The sequence below is a fragment of the Oscillibacter ruminantium GH1 genome (assembly GCF_000307265.1).
Lineage (GTDB): Bacteria > Bacillota > Clostridia > Oscillospirales > Oscillospiraceae > Oscillibacter > Oscillibacter ruminantium.
The window spans coordinates 198204-217204 of the sequence record NZ_DF158898.1 but is presented as its reverse complement, the minus strand read 5'-3'; the positions used below and the strand labels follow the sequence as shown (position 1 = coordinate 217204).

Genomic DNA, 19001 nt, shown 5'->3' with positions numbered 1-19001 from the left:
ATATCCTCCTTTCCGGCAGTCAAACAAGAGGTTTATTCTACCTATATTACAAAGGCGTCCGGGTCGTCCACATCGTCATAGTTGAGAATGTCCTCGTCCTCAGCCGTAAGTATATCGTCCGGCACGGTCGCCTCGTACACCGTGCATTCCTCGCTCAGCCGTGGCCGCCTGTTGCGGTTGATGAGCCTGTCGAGGTCAAAGGCGTTGCGTTTATCGGCCTCCACCGTAAACTTGTAATTGGGATGCTGCTTCAAATCGTATTTGCGGGAATAGAACGGCGGCAGGCCACGAAGCTGCAAAATGCACCTGTCACCAGGCATGGTAGCAAGCTCGGCGGGGGTCATTAACTCCCGGCCCAGCCGCTGGGTGTTTTGATTATAGCTTTCAGACTGTCCCCGCGTGCGCCCGTCGGTCTGCATGGAAATTGTGGCCTTGCCCAGCCAGTTTTCCGATATTTCCTTGATGGTGTAGCTTTCGCGCCCGCCGAGAAATACCACGCTGTCCATATTACCGAGAATAGTTTCGGCGTTTTTGTCATAGATGGCCTTGCATTGCGCCAACTGTTGATACAGCAGACACAGGCTCACCTCGCGTGAGCGGATGACCGCCACCAGCTTTTCGAGCTGTGGCACTTGGCCCGTGTTGGCCGCCTCGTCCCACAGCACCCGCACATGATGGGGCAGCCGCCCGCCGTGGACGGTATCAGCCCGTTCACATAGCAGATTGAACATCTGCGAAAAGGCCAGCGCCACTAAAAAGTTATAGGTGCTATCGGTATCGGAAATGACAAAAAAGGTAGCCGTGCGCCTGTCGCCCATGCGGTCAAGCTCCAGCTCGTCATAGCTCATGATCTCCCGGAGTTGTGGAATATCAAAAGGCGCAAGCCTTGCACCGCAGGAAATTAAGATTGATTTTGCTGTTTTGCCGCTGCTTAATTTATATTTGCGGTATTGCTTCACGGCAAAACAACTGGGCTTGCGTTTTCCAAGGCCGTCAAACATATAATCCACCGCATTTTTGAAGTCATCGTCATCCTCTTTGACCTCCATGCTGGAAATCATATCCACCAGCGTGTTCATGTTTCGATCCTCCGCAGGCCCCTCAAAAATGATGTAGGCAATGAGGGCGCAGTACAAAAGCGTTTCCGCCTTCGTCCAAAATGGATCGCCCTCCTTGCCCTCGCCCTTGGTGTTGCAAATCAAGGTGTTGACGAACTTCAAAATGTCGGCCTCGGTCTTGATGTAAGCCAGCGGGTTATAGTGCATACTCTTGGAAAAGTCGATGCTGTTGAACACCTTGATTTTGTAATTGCGGGGCTTATTTTGCAAAAATGAGCCGACTTGATTTAAGACCCCGCCCTTGGGATCGACCACCACGAAAGACGAATGCGCTTGCAGTAGCTGCGGGGTCAGCCAAAAGCGGGTTTTGCCGCTGCCGGACGATCCGATGATACAGCAATTCAGATTGCGGGCATTAGCAGGATTTTTCGGGCGGGTGTTCATGGTGAGATATTCCGTCCCGGTGAGAATGACATTGTTTTCAAACTTCGGATCGACAAAAGGCTTGATGTCCTTGTCATTGCCCCACCGGGCAGAGCCGTATTCCGCATCCCGCCGAAACTTTTGTGCGTTTTTGCTTTTGAAATAGATCAGCAGCCGGAACGCCACGGCTCCCGCAAGGCCGATTAGCCAGTCAGACGCATGAAAGCCCGGTGCAAAGTCAGCAAACGCTGGGGCGATGGTCTGCCCCAGCCCCATGAGCTTATGCGAAAAATCAGCGCCAGCCGCCAGCCGATAGGCCGTCCCCGCTTTGAGAAACGCCCACCCGATGAACAGATACGGGATATTTGGCAAAATATATTTGCGGATTTTATCTGTCCTCATGCGCCGCCTCCTTTGCCCGTTCCCGCTTGTGCGACGGCTGGCGGGTCAGCGCATCGGCGGCCCGCTTGAGCTGCTCCCGAATGGGGATGCGTTGGGATTTTGTCTTGTCCAACACCTTTTTGGAATACTCGGAAAAGCAGGCGGTGATGGCGTCGGCCTGCTGGGATTTGAAAAACAGCAGATATTTGTCCGGCCCGGTTTGGTAAAAGGCATAGTCCACATTCCATTTTCGGGCAACACGGTCAAATTGCTTGGTGTCCCCAGACAATTCAATGCTGTTCTTTTCGCCACTGTGCGCCATGAGCTTTTTTACTGTCTGTTTGCCGTGGGGCGTTTTGGATGCCCGGTATTCCTTTGCAATTTTACGGCCCACCGCACGGATAACATAGGCAAGACTCCGTGCAGTCAGCTTTCCGGCTTTCATGGAAACGGCTATTGTACGCCGAGACACATCTTCATCAATCAGCTATACCACCTCCTTCATCGCCACAAACCTCACTCTGCTACCTTCGGGACAAAGTGTCCCAAAGTGCTATCTGTCCTCCCGGTCATGCCTTGGCCGCAGCTTATCACCCTCCAGAGAGGAACGGTCAATCACTTCCTTGTAGGCCGTCATTTGCTCCCGGATGGACAGCTTGGGAAAGCGGAATACCTTTTGCTCCGGGGGAATGTCCTCGACGCTGTGATACAACTCTACAAAATCTGTGCTTGTTTTTATCACATAGCCGCCAGGGGCATAATGACCGTTATCGTTCAGCCGCACATCCCGTCCGTATGCTTCAAAATCGAAGTACGGTAAGATATTCTCCGGCACCTCCAGTGCGTCCATGTCCTCTACATAAATTCGCCCCAGCGTTTCATCGTCGGAAACGCCGGAGTACAATTCATAGCAGTCAAGATTATGGACGAGATTGATGATGTCGGCAACGCTGGCTGTGTGGTCGCCCTTGTCGATGACGGCCTCGAATGTGTCCAGCTCGTCCCGGTCAAGCTCCGAGAGCAGGCAGGCCAGATGGTTCAGCTCGTCAAGATTGGCGTATTCGTTCAAATGGTCATACAGCCCCAGCACATCGCCGTCAAACGATGTAATAAAGATTTCCTCATACCGCACACCGTCCACGCCGATTCGCTTTAAGAGAGGCTCCACGGCTTCGGCGTTGGTTGGAAACGCCAGCGTTTCGCCCGCAAGCTGCCCCTCGGCATACTTCCCGGCGTTGGTAATATAGGCTTCAAATATGGAACCCATCAGTGGCGGCCCTGTCCCTTGACGGTCAAAATGCCCTCCAAGGTGGTAGCGGTGATCCGCAGGCGCTCGGCGGTGGCAATGTCATTTTTCATGGCTTCGGTGACGGTATGGCCGCACACCACCAGCACATGAGAGCGTCGGAGCAGGTCACGGCTCATATCGATGCCGCTTTTGTGTTCCTCGGGAATGGCGTCATTAAGGAACAGGGGCAGATAAAGCGTGGGGCAGATCGGCGAAAATCCAGCGTCATAGACAGCACGGCAATACTGCGCCGCCTGTTCTTCACTTTCGCCGTACCATGCGGCGGTGATATAGGCGAGGGGTCGTTTCATTGTGAAAACCTCCGTTTTAATATAATGTAGCGTTCAACTTTTTTCCCCCGCCCTTTTTCAAGATTGAAAAAGGGGGCGGCTCTGGAGGATAAATACCCCCGTCGCTCCGCCGGAAATAGCACAGCCGGGGCAGACCGTCAAGGGCAGGCCGCCGAAAACGGCGGTGCGTTGCACCCTTGACGGGTAGCTCCCGGCTGTGCCAAGACATGAGCGGCGACGGGGGATATATCACCCCAGCACCATGTAAACGAGAGGCGGGCGCTTCGGGAGAAAGTGTCTCGAAGCAGGCCAGCTCACTTTTCCAAATCCGCCTTTTTCTCGGGCTTGCCCAGTTCGGGCGCCTGCTTGGATTTCCAATCATCCAAGAGCGCGAGAATCTGATCTTTCATTTCTCTCGGCGTTTTGTCCTTGCCGAAATAATTGTTGAGTTCTGCAGTAGAAATAATCACTTTGTCTACCTCCTTTTTCTGTTTGCTCAAAATGCCGTCAATCGCATCCCCGTTAAGCCGCCCCTCCTTATCCAATTTTCGCATCTCCTGCGCTTGGGAAAGGGACGGAGAGGACTGTTCGCCCTCAATGGACACCGCCACAAGCCGCTGATTTTTCGGTTTCAGATAGGATAGTTCCACGGCGGGCATGAAGCCCAGCTTTTTTGCGTCGGCCATATCTGCCAGCTCCGGCACAAGGGAATTGATCCGGATATACCGCATGACCTTTTTGTAGTTCATGCCGTTATTTTCGCCCACGATCTCCACAGAGCGTTTCCCCACATCGCCCTCGGCCACGCCGTCCAGACGCCCGCCTTGGTGCTTGATAGCCTCCACTTCCAAATCCAGCAGCCGCGCCAATTCGCTGGGGAGAGGATCGCCGCGCTGCTTGTTGCTGATCTTCATTTCCTGCACGGATTCAATGTCCGTCATATTACGGACAATACAGGGCATTTCCTCCAGCCCCGCAAGACCGCTGCCATGATGCCGCCTGTGACCCGCAATGATTTCGTAGCCGTTGCCGTCCTTTTCCGGGCGGACGGTGGCGGGCGTCATGACCCCGCGTTCCTTGATTGTCCCCACAAGCTCCGTCATTTTTTCATCGTCCGTCACCTTGTAGGGATGCTCCCGAAATGTGTGAAACGCATGAAGCTCGGACAATTTCAGATAGACAAGCTGTCCATCCTCAACCGGGCGAGGGGGAATGACAGGCTCCTCCGGGGTGGGGATGTCCTCTTTTGGAGCAGGCGTATTCTTGACCGGGGCGGCCTTTTTACTTCGGGACACTTTGTCTCGAACCTGCGGCTGGGCGTCACCAAGAGCCGCCTTGGCAGCCTTGGCCGGGCGGTTCTTGCGGGGCTTGGCCGCTTTTTCCTCGTCGGGCGTCTCCTTTTCCGCCTTTTCTACGCGGCCCCGTTTCGGCTTTTTCTGCTCGGCCTCAATATCCGCAATCGGCTTTTCCCACTCCTGCCGTGCGTCCTCGGCGGCGGGATCGCCCTTTTCCGTACCACCCACCCCGACAAAGTCCATCTCCTCCACAGGGGGAGGGATAACGGCCTCGCCGGGATCGGGCAGCGCCTCGCCCTCTTTTTCCAGCGTGATGGCTTCTGCGTGCGTCAGATTGGGGGCAGGAATTTCTTCCGGCGCATCCGTGGCAGGAGCCTCGGGTATGACGGTTTCCTGCGTGGCTGTGTTCAATTTTTCGTCTGCCATTTGCAAATCTCCTTTTTCGTGAAATAAAAAAAGGCCACCTATTTAAAGCTGGCCTGCGAGAGAAAACCTCCCCTCAATGAGTATTTATATATAAATATTGCCCATGGTCTAATTTGGACAATATCATCAATATTGTGTTGAGTCCTCACAAAAAATATGTTAATATGTAGTAAAACAATTTGAGAATATATACTGGTGTGGATGTGTTTAGACAAATCTTCATTTAGTTTGGTATATTATCGGAAGGGGGAGAACTAATGGCTGAGTCGAATAAACGCACAGAAATTACTTCAGCTGACAAACAGCAACTTGGCTTTGAATATCAATACCTTTATTTCATCGTAAGACTGTTACAGTTGCTTCCCGGAGAAGAAGTTGGATATGAAGCTTTAGACGATGTTCATGTTGTTACTGCGACAAAAAAAGAAACTTTATATATTCAGGTAAAACACACAATAGGAAAAGCAGCAAATGAGGAACAGGTTAATCTGGCGAGATTATCTGAGGATTTATGGAAAACCTTATCCAATTGGAGCAAATTAATATCTGATCCAGCGGAAGCAAGAAGCAAACAAAGTGCTCAAAAACTTTTCATTTCGCAATCGCGCTTTGTTTTAGTAATAAACCGTAAAATTGACAGCAATGAAGTTCTTAGTAAAATACAGCAGTTAAAAGATGGCTTAATTACTGACGCTGATATACATACATACTTTGAAAATCTGAGTCAAAATACCAAAGATGAAAGCACGAAATCATTAATTTATGATGTTGCTCATTTGTCGGTATCGGTTTTGTCATTGTTTTTGAAAAAGACAGAATTTTGCAATTCAGAGGATTCTTTGTTTGATGAAATACGAGATGGGATTCGTAGCAAAATGACTGACGATGCGTATGTTAACGATGTCCTTAGCACGCTATATTTGCAGCTCAAAGAGGATTTCTTTAGCAAGGTGCAAAATGGCAAGCACCAAATCATTACATTTTCTGAATGGACGACGCATTATCGTGCTGCGTTTAATACGTATCGCACTACACTATTGCCGTTTAGACAATATAGTCCGCTACTCCCTGAACATCTGGAACAGCAGACCTTTGTTCGGGAGTTAATAGAGATTGGAGCGATAGACCTCGCTGATAATGGTCTAGCAGAAATTTCCCAGTTAACAGAGTGCTATTTATCGGTGGAACTACAATTGAAGGATTGGTATCAAGAGGGACGAATCACTTTGCCAATCCTAAATAGCTTTCACAAAGATGCAGCGTTAACATGGAAACGCATACATCAGTCTTGTCACAGGGCAACAAAGAACAATCATCGCTTAGATTATGAGAATGCCTTAGATTGTTTTTATGAAGTCATGAAAGAGAAGTTAAAACTTATCTCTACGGAAATAGGGGCCTCCCTATCTAATGGAGAATTCATAAAGCTTGCCAACGAAGCACAGATCGGATGGAAATATATATGGGCCAGTGGGAGTATACGACATGGAAATTGATACTTTTCACGACAATGAAATACTTTCTGGCATATCTATTTTAGCCGTACTAAGATATGTTAATTGCATGGAATTATCAAAGTGTATGCTTGTTGAGCCGCTACTAAGTTATTCAAGAGTAGTAAGCGCATTAAAGCGATCCAACTCAAGCGTCAAAAGCATAGAGGATTTAATACTAAAAGAGAGCATTGTTTTCGCGAACTTTAGCGAACGGTTCCATGAAAGAGCATTGCTATCTATGAATTCAATACTTTTATTTGAAAAGTTAGGCCTCCTTAAACTTTCAAATGACGGAGTAAGGTTTTCCGGTGGTAACTTTGATTTTTTTAATCCATCATTAGGTGAAAAAGCAAAAACAAGGATAGCTGCTTCACAGAAACTTGCAGAGATTTTGGTGAAGGGAGACGCAAGTGATTTCTATTTGAGCTTGCGTATAGAGATATGAACTTCTATATTGATAAACTTCTTTTATGGCTTAAAGACGGCAGTTTGCGAACTTTAAAGTTCTCGAATGACAAAGTCAATGTAATAACGGGAAATAGCAAAACCGGAAAAACTGCAGTATTGGAAATCGTTGATTATTGTTTATGTGGCAGTAAGGATACTGTCGTAATTTCGTATGAACATATTGGTGAGAACGTAGCTTGGTACGGCATTCGTTTCGTAATTAACAATAAAACTTATACCGTAGCACGCGGTGAAATAACAGAAAAGGGTAAGTTCTCAGATGATTACTATTTCTCTCAAACGGGAGAAATCCCTGATGAGCCATGCACAAAAATGGACGAGTCTGGAATTAAAGCAATTCTTGAGCCGGAGTTTTCAATAAATGATGAGATTACGTTAGCTTACGGTGGGAAAAGCATCAGAAAAAACACTCGCCTTTCATTTCGCTATTTTTTAATTTTCAATACACTTTCAAAAGACATTATTGATAATGGAAAAAGCTTTTTTGATAAAATGCACATAGACCGTTATCGAGATGTTTGGCCTCAAATCTTTGACCTTTCCCTCGGAGTAATAAGCTGCGAGACTATAAAACTGCAAAAGAAGATAAATGATCTTGAACAAGAAATTAGTACACTAGAATTAGAAAAAAAGAAGTATTCTAGGAAAATTGAGCTACACAATAACGATATTCAAATGCTAGTGAAGAAGGCTAAAGAAAAGGGACTGGTAGATGAAAAGTTAGGCGCCGATGAGGCGTTTAAAGCATTAGAGGTAATGGTTAAGAATGGTATTACAAATTATTCTACCAACTTCTCTGTGCAGCAAGAATATGAAAAGTTGCAATTGGAACGTGAAGGTGTTGCATTACAACTTACAAAATTAAAGCGTTTTGAAAAGAGTTATAATAATTATAGAGAAAGCCTTCGGGACGAAGCTGACGCATTACGGCCAATATCATACATCCAGCAAGAGTTTGGCGATAAAACACAAGGAGAGTACCGCCAATTTATTAACAACTTGGCAAATGAACTTACAAGGGTAAAAGCCGCAATTAAGGAAAAACGTCCGTTTGAATATGATGTTGAGCGTAGCATTCAAGCACTGAATAAACAATTGAAAATGTTAGACGGGAATCTTTCCAGAACCGCTCATGTAGAATATAGTCCAATTTCAACGGCAGAAAAGTTAATTTCTCTTGGTGAAATAAGGGCCGAGTATAACCGACTTGATCCTAATGTGGAAGGCACAGACACCATTGATGCCCAAATAAAAGAAAAGAGCAGCAGTCTTGCAGCTCTTGAAGGCCAATATAGTGAAATTGAAGAAGCCAGAGGGCTCGTAATTAATACTCTAAATGAATTTATTCAAATTTACATAGGTATATCAGAAAACGCACTAGACGAATATGGAAAATACCATGCATGGTTTGACTATAAAAAGGCTATGCTTACCCTAAAAAAGAATATGTCAGCAACCGTTGCAAATATTTCTAGTAGTTCCGACCATTTGTTTATGCATCTATGTCTTTTTGCAGGACTTCATCACATGATGCTCTCAGAGAATACATCATATGTTCCAAGTTATTTAATAATTGATCAGCCAAGTAGACCCTATTTTAATACGTCGGATTATAATTATGAAGAAAGTGAAAAAGCTATTAGTATAAAGGACGATTGGAGCAAAGTAAAGGATATATTTAAACTATGGGATAACTTTTTTTCCATAACTACTTCAAAAGGATGGCACTTTCAAGTGATTATGCTCGAACATGTTTCAAAAAATGCATGGAGCAATTGCAACCACATAAATCTTGTTGAGACATTTGATGGGATAAATAATGCACTCATACCATTAAATTATAAAAACCCAGAGCCAGAAGAAAAGTAAAATTGACAGTCACTTTTCTCGCGTATTCCGACGCATTTGCAAAAGCACCAAAGCGACGGGCTTGGGTGCCAGCGCATATCCTTTTTTGTATATTATGTTTTCTGTATTTAATATTTTAGGATAAAAGCCTCTTGTTGATCACCTGTAAACCATTGATATAACTGAGTTTTTCCAAGTCCTATAATTACACTCCGACCAAATCCTTCATGTGAAAACATGAAGGATTTTTTCTTTTTAGCAACAGACCGGTTCGCAAAAGTTTTTCGGTGGCGGCCCTCTGATTAAACACATGACAAACACCTCAAGAAAACGTATGTTGAGAGTCTATCATTTAGAAGTATGCCTTTGCATAAAATAAAAGCATTTCAGACACACAACATAGAATTTCATTTTTGTGGCAGATAATTCGCCAAATTATGCAAGTTTTGTTTGGTATCATGAAATCTGTCAGAGAAATCTGTGGATTGAAAGTATGTTGTGCGGCTGAATTGCAGTAGCTTGGAACCGTTGGAGCTTTTGCTGCCAACGGTTTCAAGTCCTATAATTGCACTCCGACCGCCAAGATTTTTTAGAGCCGCAACACTTTGAGGGATCTTTTTCTATACGTACAATATACACAAAATGTCGAAAATACATTGCGTTTACAGCCAATACGCACTAGTTATATGGCACATATGTAGTACGCTTTTGCGTCATTATCTGAAAAGCCAGCAGCCGTAAGGTCTCTGGCTCTTATTTTCACGCTCAATTCTCTTTGAGTGTCTGAAGTATATATGGGCGGCTAAGGATTCAGCGTTGTAAAGCGAGTATTTTTTCTTGTTTGATCAACACTACCAACGAGGTGAATTACGCCGTGAAAAAAGAGCAGAAGCAGAGAATAATCTTTAAATCCATTCAAAAAAATTTTGAACAGGTACGCCATGGGGCAATGCATGCCGGCGCTCGCAGTCTGCTGCACCATGACACCGTGATTCGCAACCAGCTTCGCAAGCTGCAAACGCTTTCGCCACAAATCTCTCCAGATTGGAAATCTCTCTTTGACAGCTACGTTTCCCTGCTGGACGAGATCTCCCTCAGAATATTGGAGCGATATAACCAAAAGCACAGAACGGACTATTCTTTTGCATTGGTAATTGACGGCCGCCGGGAGAGCTATCTCAAGTCCGGAATTGTGTCCGTATTGCTGACCATCCACATTCCCCAAATGGTTTCAGCGGAGTTCGCCCGCCTACTACCCGATGACCCCTGCCGGGAATTTCCCAAGGCCCGCCGAATGCACCGACAGTTTTTCCTTCATCTGGGTGATACCAACACCGGCAAGACCTATCAGGCGCTTCAGCGGCTTAAGACAAGTGGGAACGGTATTTATTTAGCACCGCTGCGAATTCTGGCACTGGAAAACTATGAGCGATTAAACCGGGAAGGGGTGCCTTGTGATCTGCTTACCGGAGAAGAGGATATTCAGATACCCGGCGCACAACACTTGTGCTGCACGGTAGAAAAGGCTGATTTACGCGCGCACTACGACGTGGCTGTGATTGATGAAGCGCAGCTGGTGGCAGATTCTCAGCGCGGTGATGCCTGGACCCGCGCCATTCTGGGCCTGTGCTGTCCGGAAATCCACCTTTGTGGCGCAGCGCTGGTAAAAGACCAGCTGTCCGCCATGATTGACAGCTGCGGCGACTCCTTTATACTAAACGAATACTGCCGCCTTGTTCCGCTGAGGATGCTCTCCGCGCCGGTAAGATTATCCGCACCTGAAGCGGGCGATGCTTTCGTGGCCTTTTCCAAACGTCGGGTGATTGCGTTGGCTCGCGATTTTCGGCAGCGGGGCGTGTCGGCCAGTGTAATATATGGCGATCTGCCTCCAGAAGTGCGACGGGTGCAATATGACAAATTTATCAGTGGAGAAAACCCTGTGCTAGTGGCCACGGACGCCATTGGTATGGGCGTAAATTTACCAATACGCCGCATTATTTTTACTGCCGTGGAGAAATTTGACGGTGAGACTCTGCGCACACTGACCACGCAGGAAGTCAAACAAATTGCGGGTCGCGCCGGTCGAATCGGCATTTTTGATGTGGGCTATGTTGGTGCGCTGGATCGGGACGCACTGGAACTGATTGAGGATCGTCTGCACGACGAGGACCCACCTGTGCAGCAGGCGGTTGTTGGACCCAGTGAGGCCATTTTGCAAATAGATCTGCTTCCCTTACAGCAGAAGGTGGCGCTTTGGAGTACGCAGCCCGAGGTTATGGATCGCTATCGAAAAAAGGACATGCGCAACCAGTTGATAATTTTGGATTTGCTCAAAAGTTATCACCTCGGCGAATCGGTGGAATGGAAATTGATGCTCCTCCCCTTTGATGTTGAAAATGAAATCTTGCTGGCCCAGTTTGAAAGCTATGTGAACGAATACTTTGTGGCGCATCAGCCAGAACTGTCCCGCCCCTTGCCGCCCGGCCCCAGCCGGGGGGATTACGAGATTTACTATCAGCAGATCAGCCTGTATTACTCCTTTAGCAAAAATTTTGATACGCCGATGGACGAGCAGTGGGTGGCCCAAACCCGGGCTCAGGTCAGCAAGCGCATCCAAACGCTGATGGAACGGGACTAGGGTCTTCTCTCCCCCATTAAAGCACGTGTTTTCAATTGCTGAGAGAATTTTTATTTACAATGCAGCATGATTACAATTCAGTTAATGCTGCCCCTACCTGAAAAAGGCATGGACCTGACTTAATTCCCGATTATCATGCGCACCGAACCGAGCCAGAAGGCCTTGACGGAAGCTTTGAAAGGGTTATGGGTTCAATCTGCTTCTCAATCAAAAACAGGGACACGGAGCCGAATTGCTCCGTGTCCCTGTTTCAATTCTATTTTTCGCTGGATAGGCTCCACCCGGCAAAACACTTTACTGCCCCGCTTCTTCATTCTCCAGCTCTCCCAGAAAACCGATCAGCTTCGCCTCGTCCACGGGATCGTCGGCAAACAGCTCCAAATTGTCGCCGTTTTCCTCCAGCAGGCGCCCGATGGCAATATACTGGGACAAAGATGATTTCAGATTGAACACATCCCCCTCAGGAGATTTGAGATATACGTCGCGTTTGCAGGTGTCCAACACGCTGATAAATTTTTTAACGTCCTTGATGTTTGTCAATTTCATAATGGTCAGCCTTCTTTCTATGACTTTTTGTGTGCTCTGACTGTAGCACGGTTTGCATCCCCGCGCAAGTGCCCAAACGCCAAAATTTCAGGCCCGAGCTATACGGTCTTCCGTTTGACCCAATCCGGTTCAGCCCTCTTCCGCGATTTTCCGGCCCATCAATGTTCCCATGACGGAGGCCATCATCAGCCCCCGGGTCCAGCCGGAGGAATCGCCCAAGCAGTGGAGTCCCTTCAGGCTGGTGTTGAAGTCGGTATCCATCTTCACCCGGTTGGAATAGAATTTCAGTTCGGGGGAATACAGCAGCGTCTCCGTGGAGGCAAAGCCGGGAACCACATGGTCCATGGCCTGAATGAAGCCGATGATGTTTACCATGGAGCGGTAAGGCATGGCGGCGGTGATGTCACCCGCCACGGCGTCCGGCAGAGTGGGATGGATGTTAGACTGCGCCAGTTCCTTCTGCCATGTCCGCTTGCCGTCCAGAATGTCGCCAAAGCGCTGAACCATGATGTGTCCGTCGCCCAGCATGTTGGTCAACTCGCCCACCTTCTGGGCATAGGCAATAGGCTGGTTGAAGGGAACGCTGAAATTGTGGGAGCACAAAATAGCCAGATTCGTGTTGTCGGTCTTCAAATCCTTGTAGCTGTGGCCGTTGACCACCGCCAGATTGTTGTCGTAATTCTCCTGAGAGACAAAGCCGCCGGGGTTCTGGCAGAAAGTCCGAACCTTGTTTTTGAATGGCCGGGGATAGCCCACCAGCTTGGACTCATACAGCACCCGGTTGACCATCTCCATGACCTCGTTGCGCACCTCTACCCGCACGCCAATGTCCACCGTTCCGGGGGCATGGGCAATGTTGTGCTCCGCGCAGAGCTTTTCCAGCCAATCCGCGCCGCGGCGGCCTGTGGCTACCACAGTGTGCTTGGCATAGACCTCCCGGTCGTTCTTCCCGTCGGAGATGGAGACGCCCTTGCACACATCGTCCTCCAAAATGATGTTGGAACACTCATAGCCGAACAAAATCTCTACGCCATGCTCCTGCAAATATTTTTCGATGGCGAGGTACAAACTCTGGGCCTTTTCCGTGCCCAGATGGCGAATGGGGCAATCCACCAGCTTCAAGCCCGCCTGAATGGCATGCTTGCGGATTTCCTTGCGCTCGATGTCATTGCCCAGTCCCTCGATGTGGTCATCCGCACCGAAATCCAGATAGATGCGGTCGGCATAGTTGATCGTCTCCTGCGCCAGATTCTCCCCGATCAGGGTCGGCAGGTCGCCGCCCACCTCGTAGGAAAGGGACAGCTTTCCATCCGAAAATGCTCCTGCGCCGGAAAAACCGGTGGTAATGTGGCAATAGGGCTTGCAGTTCATGCAGTACCCGGTCTTATCCTTGGGACAGTGGCGCTTTTCCACGCTCTGGCCCTTTTCCACCATCACGATCTTCTGCTTACTGCCCTTTTTCAGCATCTCCAGAGCAGTAAAAATGCCGGCGGGTCCCGCGCCAATAATCACAACGTCTGCGTTCATCATCTTTCTCCTTATCTGTTGAGGTCATTCCTTATCCGGCGACAGCTCTACGGCGTGCCGCACCAATGACAGCGGCGGCACCGGACGGGGTAGTTTCATCTGAAATACGGTCTGGGGCGTTTTGATCTCCCGAACCGCTTCGCCGTCCGCTCCCCGCATCTCCGGTATGGTCATGGAGAAGGGGCGGCAGTCCGGTCCGACGACTTCCACTTCCTCCCCGGTAACCATTTTGTTCCGTAATGAGAGCGTGGCGTTTCCGTTTTCATCGCAGTCTAAGACAAGTGCTTCCACTTGCCATTCTCTGATGTAACGTGAATTCTTAATATACTGCCCCGGCTGGCCATAGAAAAAGCCGGTGGAATAGCGGCGATGGCTGACATGCTCCACCTCATCCCGCCACACGGGGTCGATGGGCTTTCCGGCCAGTACGTCGTCCAGACAGTGGCGGTATGCACCGGTGACAATCGCCGCGTAATACGCGGACTTTGCGCGCCCCTCAATCTTCAGACTGCTGACTCCGGCATCGCACAGGTCGTCCAGATGGTCGATCATGCACATGTCCCGGGAGTTCATGATATACGTACCCTTTTCATCCTCGTACACCGGAAAATACTCGCCGGGACGCTTTTCCTCCATCAGCGCGTACTGGTACCGGCAGGGCTGGGCACACGCGCCCCGGTTGGAATCCCGACCGGTCATATAGCTGCTGAGCAGGCATCGGCCCGAATAGCTGACGCACATGGCCCCGTGGACAAAGCACTCAATCTCCAGAGACGGCGGCGTCTTCGCCCGAATCTCCCGTATCTCGTCCAAACTCACTTCCCGCGCCAGAATGACGCGCTGCGCGCCCAGATCGTGCCACGCCCGGGCGCATTCGTAGTTGGCGATGCTGGCCTGCGTGGAAATGTGACGCTGGCAGTTAGGCGCGTATTTGCCCGCCAGTGTGAAGACCCCCATATCCGCCACGATCAGCGCGTCTACCCCGGCGCTCTGGAGTTTTTCCAGATGCGCCGGAAGGCGGGCCGCCTCGTCGTTGCGGGGCATGGTATTCACCGTGCAGTGGACTTTAACGCCGCGGCTGTGGGCGTACGCCACCGCCGTGGGCAGTTCCTCATCCTTAAAGTTTCCGGCAAAGGAGCGCATTCCAAAACTAGTCCCCGCCAGATAAACTGCGTCCGCGCCATAAGCTACCGCCATTTTCAGCCGCTCGATGTCCCCTGCCGGACACAGTAGTTCCGGTCGTTTAGCTTCCCACATACTGATCACTGTTGATAAAGCTGTTGTGCTCCTGAAGGGTGGCGGAGAAGTGGTGGGTTCCGTCCTTCCCCAGCGCGTAGAAATAGTATCCGGTGGACTCCGGCTCCAGCGCCGCTTTCAAAGAGGCAAGGCCCGGGTTGGCGATGGGCGTGGGCGACAAACCAGCGTACTTATAGAGGTTGTACTTGGAATCCACCTTTTTGTCGTCGTTGGTAATGGCGCCCTCGTGGCCCGGCAGTGCATACAGCAGCGATGCGTCCACCTGAAGCATTCCATAGGTGCCGTGGCTTCCGGTATCCGCCAGACGGTTGTAAATAACAGAGGCAATGGTCTTCTGGTCGTTGCCCGCCGTCTCCTTTTCGATCAGAGACGCCACGGTGACGATTTCCTTCAGACTATGGCCCGAGGCCTCCACTTCGCTCATGAGATCCTCGTCCATCTTTGTGGTAAAGTTGGCGATCAGCCGGCGCAGAGCGCTTTCGGGTTTTTCGTTTACATAGAAATCATAGGTGTCCGGGAAGAGATAGCCCTCCAGACGGGAGATATCCTGCGAGGTGTTGTCAATGAAGTCATAGTTAAACGTGGCGGTCTGGGCAGCTTCGGTCAGACTCTCCTCCGTATTAACGCCGTTTTTCGCCAAGAGCGCGATAATCTGCTGAACAGTATATCCCTCCGGGATTGTGATGCGGACAGTGTCTGTGTTCATGCCGCCGGAGGAGTTGTGCATGGCGTTGATCAGCGCCATGTAGTCCATCTCGGTGCTGAGCTTATAGCTGCCAATACCGATCTTGTCGTTGGCGTTGGCAAGACCCCCAAAAAATTTGAAGAACCACTTATACTGAATCAGCCCAGCGTCGTGGAGCTTGTTGGCAACGCTTTTCAGATCGTCGTCCGCAGTGACCTGAACGGTGGCTGTGATGTCTTCCTTGCTGAACGCGCAGAAGTCGTTCACGAGCAGCCAGCCCACGCCCGCCAACAGCACGGAGGTCAGCCCCACAAACAGCGCGTACTTCCACCCGCTGAGAAAGCGCTTGTGACGGCGGCGGCGGTGAGGTCTTTCCGGTTCTCTGCTTCCGCGCCGGGACATTTCCTCGCCGCGGCGCACCCGGTTCGTATCCCAGCTGGCGGTTTCCTGATTGTTGAATTCAGACATACTCTGTCATACCTCCTGTGATCTCGCGGTGTGTAAAAAATTTTGATGGCCAAGTTTCCCTTTGGCACCTCGCCGCATAGACTGTTGCAAAGACTTGAAGTGAGGTGACAAATACATGTGCTTTAACTCGGGGAATAACAATTGCTCCTGTCTGTGGCTCATCATCATTGTCGTTCTGATTCTGTGCTGCTGCGGCGGAAACGGCTTCTGCGGGAGCAACAGCGGCTGCGGAAACAACGGCGGTTGCGGCTGCAACGGCGGCTGTGGCTGCAATGACGGCTGCTGCTAATCCAACTTCATGGGCAGGCGGGACGCGATGCGTCCCGTTTTGCCGGATGAAAAACCGGACAGGCTTTACAGGTATTTTTTCACCTTCTGCCAGACCTCCGTGTGAATGTCCTCCACAGAGCGGACTTTGCCGTCCCGTGCGCAGTGAATCATGGTCCAGCCCAGATCCCGTGCGATCTGCCGGGCATTCATCCGGCAGTTGCGCAGATAAGCGTCGTCCTGCTCATGAATGTCCGCCTTCACGCCGGTATTATGCTCTCTTTGACGGAGCATCTGCTCGGAAAGTTCCGTCGGCAGGTCCAGATACAGCACCAGATCCGGCTTTGGAAGGCCCAGACGGTGATACTCCAAATCAAACAGCCAGTCCAGAAATTCCCTTCGCTCGGCGGGCTGCAGCTTGCTGGCCTGATGCACCGCGTTGGACGTGGTATAACGGTTTGCTAAAATCAGCGTTCCGGCCTCATAGGCCGCCCCCCAGTCCTGCTTATAGGAGGCGTACCGATCCACAGCATACAGTGTGGAAGCGGCGTAGGCACTGACATCGCCGGGTTTTTTTCCCAGTTCTCCGTCCAGATACAGCTTGGCCGGTTCTGCAAAGGGGTTGCCATACCGGGGAAAGTCAATCTCCTGAAAGGAAACACCCCGCTCTTTCATCGTTGCTCCCAGCAATCCGGCCTGTGTGGCCTTGCCGGAACCGTCGGTCCCCTCGAACACGATTAATTTTCCGCTCATTTCCGCCGTCCCTTCTCCTGCTTGACATGTACCAGAAACAGCGGCAGCTTCATCATCCGCCCAATGCGGCTGGGCTCTTTGCACAGGCGGTAAAACCACTCCAGTCCGTGGCGGGACCAGAATTCCGGCGCCCGCTCCACCCGGCCTGCAAACACGTCCAAACTTCCGCCCAGACCGCAGAGCAGATGGGCTCCGGTGGCTTCGCCGTTTTTCGCCATCCACAGCTCCTGCTTCGGTGCGCCAAGGCACACGAATACACAGTCCGCCCCGCTTTGGCGGATGGCTTCCACCACGGGGGCGTCTTCCTGAAAGTATCCGTCATGCGCGCCGGCGATCTTCAGTCCGGGATACTTCGCGCGCAGCCGCTCTCCCGCTTCCTCTGCCACGCCGGGCTTTGCCCCCAGCAGATAGAGGGATTTTCCCTCCTCTGCCATTTTCTCCACTAAATGCCCGGCAAATTCAATTCCCGGCGTTTTTTCTTTCAAGGGAGTCCCCAGCATCGCCGCGCCTTTAATCACGCCGATTCCGTCCGGCAGCACCAAATCCGCACCATTGACGGCGGCTCTCGCCTCCTCCGACTCCCGACAGACCTCCACGATCTCCGGATTGGGGGTCGCCACATAGTGGGCGCCCGCCGTATTCAAAAGACGTTGTCCCTCCGCCACAGCTTCCGCCATAGTCAGATTGTCAAAGCCAACGCCCAGCACATTGATCCGCATGGAAACACCTCGTATCTTTCGCATACTCATACAGTTTTGCATTATAGCATATCGCTCTTATTTTGTCCATTCAAAAATCCAGCGCGGCTTCCCGCTTGGTTCACCCGTCCGCGAAGAGAAACAGGGGGCGTATGCCCCCTGTCGGTCTGCTCATTCAGCCTTTTCAAGTCGCAGGTGTCCGCGCCGGGAAATGCGCTCAGGTTTCCGGCGGAAGTGGTTCTTCTTCCGCTTCTTCCACCTCGACCACAGCCACTTGCTTCTCCTTCACGGGGATCTGCGCCAGAACCACTGCGGTCAGCATCAAAAAGCAGCCAAAATACTCCCTGCCGCTCATCCGGTCCCCAAGCACCACCGCCCCCGCCACAGTGGCGAACACAGACTCCAAACTCAAAAGGAGCGACACCACGGTGGGGTTGGAGTCTCTTTGGGCCAGAATTTGCAGTGTGTACGCAACGCCGCTGGAGAAAATGCCCACAAATAGCAGCGGCCCGACGCACAGGCGCAGTGCCTCCCACGTCGGCTGTTCCGTGGCCAGCATACCAACAGCGGAGAGGACCGCCGCCACAAAAAACTGAGCGCAGGACAGTTCCATGCCATCCACCTTCTGCGTGAAATGGTCAATAATTAAAATGTGGGCGGAAAAGCAGAGGGAGCACAGAAAGATATAAAAATCTCCGGCCGCGATGGAGGAACCCTGCTGGATGCACAGGCAATACAATCCCCCGACCGCCAGCGCCACGCTGCCCCAGACCATTTTCCCCACCTTCTTTTTCAGGAAAATGCCAAGAATGGGGACAATCACGATGTACAGTGCGGTGATAAATCCCGCTTTACCGGAGGTGGTCGTCTCAATGCCCTTTTGCTGAAGATTGGCCCCCAACGTCAGGGCCGCGCCGCAGCAAAGGCCGCCGATGACCAGATCCCGGCGGTAATGGGGCCGGGGCTTTGCCTGCGCCTCAAAGTCTTTTTTCCTCCTGAAGCGGAACACCGCGCACAAAGCCAGCAAAAAGATGAACGCAATGGCTGACCGGGCGGCGTTGAAGGTAAACGGCTCCACATAGTCCGCGCCCACGCTCTGGGCCACGAAAGACGTACCCCAAATGAACGCCGCCAGCACCGGCAGGATGTTCTGGCGGACAAAACTGGTTTTCTGCATGACTCTTGCTCC

The 19001-nt window shown here is 50.7% G+C and carries 17 protein-coding genes; 5 read left to right on the top strand and 12 right to left on the bottom strand.

Annotation, left to right across the window (positions count from 1 at the left end; all coding sequences use genetic code 11):
- Positions 1–41: 41 nt before the first annotated feature.
- The 5 genes from ON16_RS08730 to ON16_RS08710 form a co-directional block, all read right to left on the bottom strand.
- On the bottom strand, positions 42–1883 hold the full coding sequence (locus ON16_RS08730) for a VirD4-like conjugal transfer protein, CD1115 family (protein WP_040661307.1): 1842 nt from the start codon (positions 1881–1883) through the stop codon (positions 42–44).
- Positions 1870–2334, bottom strand: coding sequence for a PcfB family protein (locus ON16_RS08725; RefSeq protein WP_439645733.1), 465 nt, complete (start codon positions 2332–2334; stop codon positions 1870–1872). The genes ON16_RS08730 and ON16_RS08725 overlap by 14 nt, the downstream gene beginning before the upstream one ends.
- Positions 2335–2415: 81 nt before the next feature.
- Positions 2416–3129: an antirestriction protein ArdA gene (locus ON16_RS08720; RefSeq protein WP_040661306.1), complete on the bottom strand. Its 714-nt coding sequence runs from the start codon at positions 3127–3129 to the stop codon at positions 2416–2418.
- Positions 3129–3461: a DUF7768 domain-containing protein gene (locus ON16_RS08715; protein ID WP_040661305.1), complete on the bottom strand. Its 333-nt coding sequence runs from the start codon at positions 3459–3461 to the stop codon at positions 3129–3131. Before ON16_RS08715 ends, ON16_RS08720 begins: the two co-directional genes overlap by 1 nt.
- Positions 3462–3754: 293 nt before the next feature.
- On the bottom strand, positions 3755–5161 hold the full coding sequence (locus ON16_RS08710) for a ParB/RepB/Spo0J family partition protein (protein ID WP_040661304.1): 1407 nt from the start codon (positions 5159–5161) through the stop codon (positions 3755–3757).
- Between the two features lie 257 nt (positions 5162–5418).
- On the opposite strand from ON16_RS08710, the gene ON16_RS15020 reads away from it, so the two are divergent.
- The 4 genes from ON16_RS15020 to ON16_RS08690 all read left to right on the top strand — a co-directional run bounded on the left by ON16_RS15020 (position 5419) and on the right by ON16_RS08690 (position 11611).
- A complete protein-coding gene (locus ON16_RS15020; RefSeq protein WP_051131642.1) occupies positions 5419–6657 on the top strand; it encodes a hypothetical protein in 1239 nt (412 codons plus the stop codon).
- Positions 6647–7102, top strand: coding sequence for a hypothetical protein (locus tag ON16_RS08700; protein ID WP_040661303.1), 456 nt, complete (start codon positions 6647–6649; stop codon positions 7100–7102). Before ON16_RS15020 ends, ON16_RS08700 begins: the two co-directional genes overlap by 11 nt.
- A complete protein-coding gene (locus tag ON16_RS08695; protein WP_040661302.1) occupies positions 7099–8994 on the top strand; it encodes a DUF3732 domain-containing protein in 1896 nt (631 codons plus the stop codon). Before ON16_RS08700 ends, ON16_RS08695 begins: the two co-directional genes overlap by 4 nt.
- A gap of 820 nt (positions 8995–9814) precedes the next feature.
- Positions 9815–11611 (top strand): helicase-related protein, encoded by a 1797-nt coding sequence (locus ON16_RS08690; RefSeq protein ID WP_243441801.1) that lies wholly within the window; start codon positions 9815–9817, stop codon positions 11609–11611.
- Between the two features lie 294 nt (positions 11612–11905).
- On the opposite strand, the gene ON16_RS08685 is transcribed toward ON16_RS08690, so the two are convergent.
- From ON16_RS08685 to mltG, 4 genes are all read right to left on the bottom strand, one after another.
- Positions 11906–12157 (bottom strand): hypothetical protein, encoded by a 252-nt coding sequence (locus ON16_RS08685; RefSeq protein ID WP_040661301.1) that lies wholly within the window; start codon positions 12155–12157, stop codon positions 11906–11908.
- 129 nt (positions 12158–12286) lie between these two features.
- Entirely contained in the window at positions 12287–13684 is a 1398-nt protein-coding gene (locus ON16_RS08680; RefSeq protein WP_369384301.1) for an NAD(P)/FAD-dependent oxidoreductase, read from the bottom strand.
- Between the two features lie 24 nt (positions 13685–13708).
- The gene (locus ON16_RS08675; RefSeq protein WP_040661299.1) at positions 13709–14941 is read right to left on the bottom strand and encodes a peptidase U32 family protein; all 1233 of its coding nucleotides are present in this window, start codon (positions 14939–14941) and stop codon (positions 13709–13711) included.
- Positions 14928–16094, bottom strand: coding sequence for an endolytic transglycosylase MltG (gene mltG, locus ON16_RS08670; RefSeq protein WP_040661298.1), 1167 nt, complete (start codon positions 16092–16094; stop codon positions 14928–14930). Before mltG ends, ON16_RS08675 begins: the two co-directional genes overlap by 14 nt.
- Before the next feature lie 115 nt (positions 16095–16209).
- Between mltG and ON16_RS15920 the strand changes: the two genes are divergently transcribed.
- Positions 16210–16383, top strand: a complete 174-nt coding sequence (locus tag ON16_RS15920; RefSeq protein ID WP_162829301.1) for a hypothetical protein — start codon at positions 16210–16212, stop codon at positions 16381–16383.
- A 65-nt stretch (positions 16384–16448) separates the two neighbouring features.
- Here ON16_RS15920 and ON16_RS08665 read toward each other — a convergent pair whose 3' ends face one another.
- The 3 genes from ON16_RS08665 to ON16_RS08655 all read right to left on the bottom strand — a co-directional run bounded on the left by ON16_RS08665 (position 16449) and on the right by ON16_RS08655 (position 18989).
- Positions 16449–17114 carry a dTMP kinase gene (locus ON16_RS08665; protein WP_040661297.1) on the bottom strand — a complete coding sequence of 222 codons (666 nt, stop codon included), beginning with the start codon at positions 17112–17114 and terminating at the stop codon, positions 16449–16451.
- Complete coding sequence (locus ON16_RS08660; RefSeq protein WP_040661296.1) at positions 17111–17833, bottom strand: WecB/TagA/CpsF family glycosyltransferase; 723 nt, start codon at positions 17831–17833, stop codon at positions 17111–17113. The genes ON16_RS08665 and ON16_RS08660 overlap by 4 nt, the downstream gene beginning before the upstream one ends.
- 196 nt (positions 17834–18029) lie before the next feature.
- A complete protein-coding gene (locus tag ON16_RS08655) occupies positions 18030–18989 on the bottom strand; it encodes a DMT family transporter (protein ID WP_040661295.1) in 960 nt (319 codons plus the stop codon).
- Between the last annotated feature and the right edge of the window lie 12 nt (positions 18990–19001).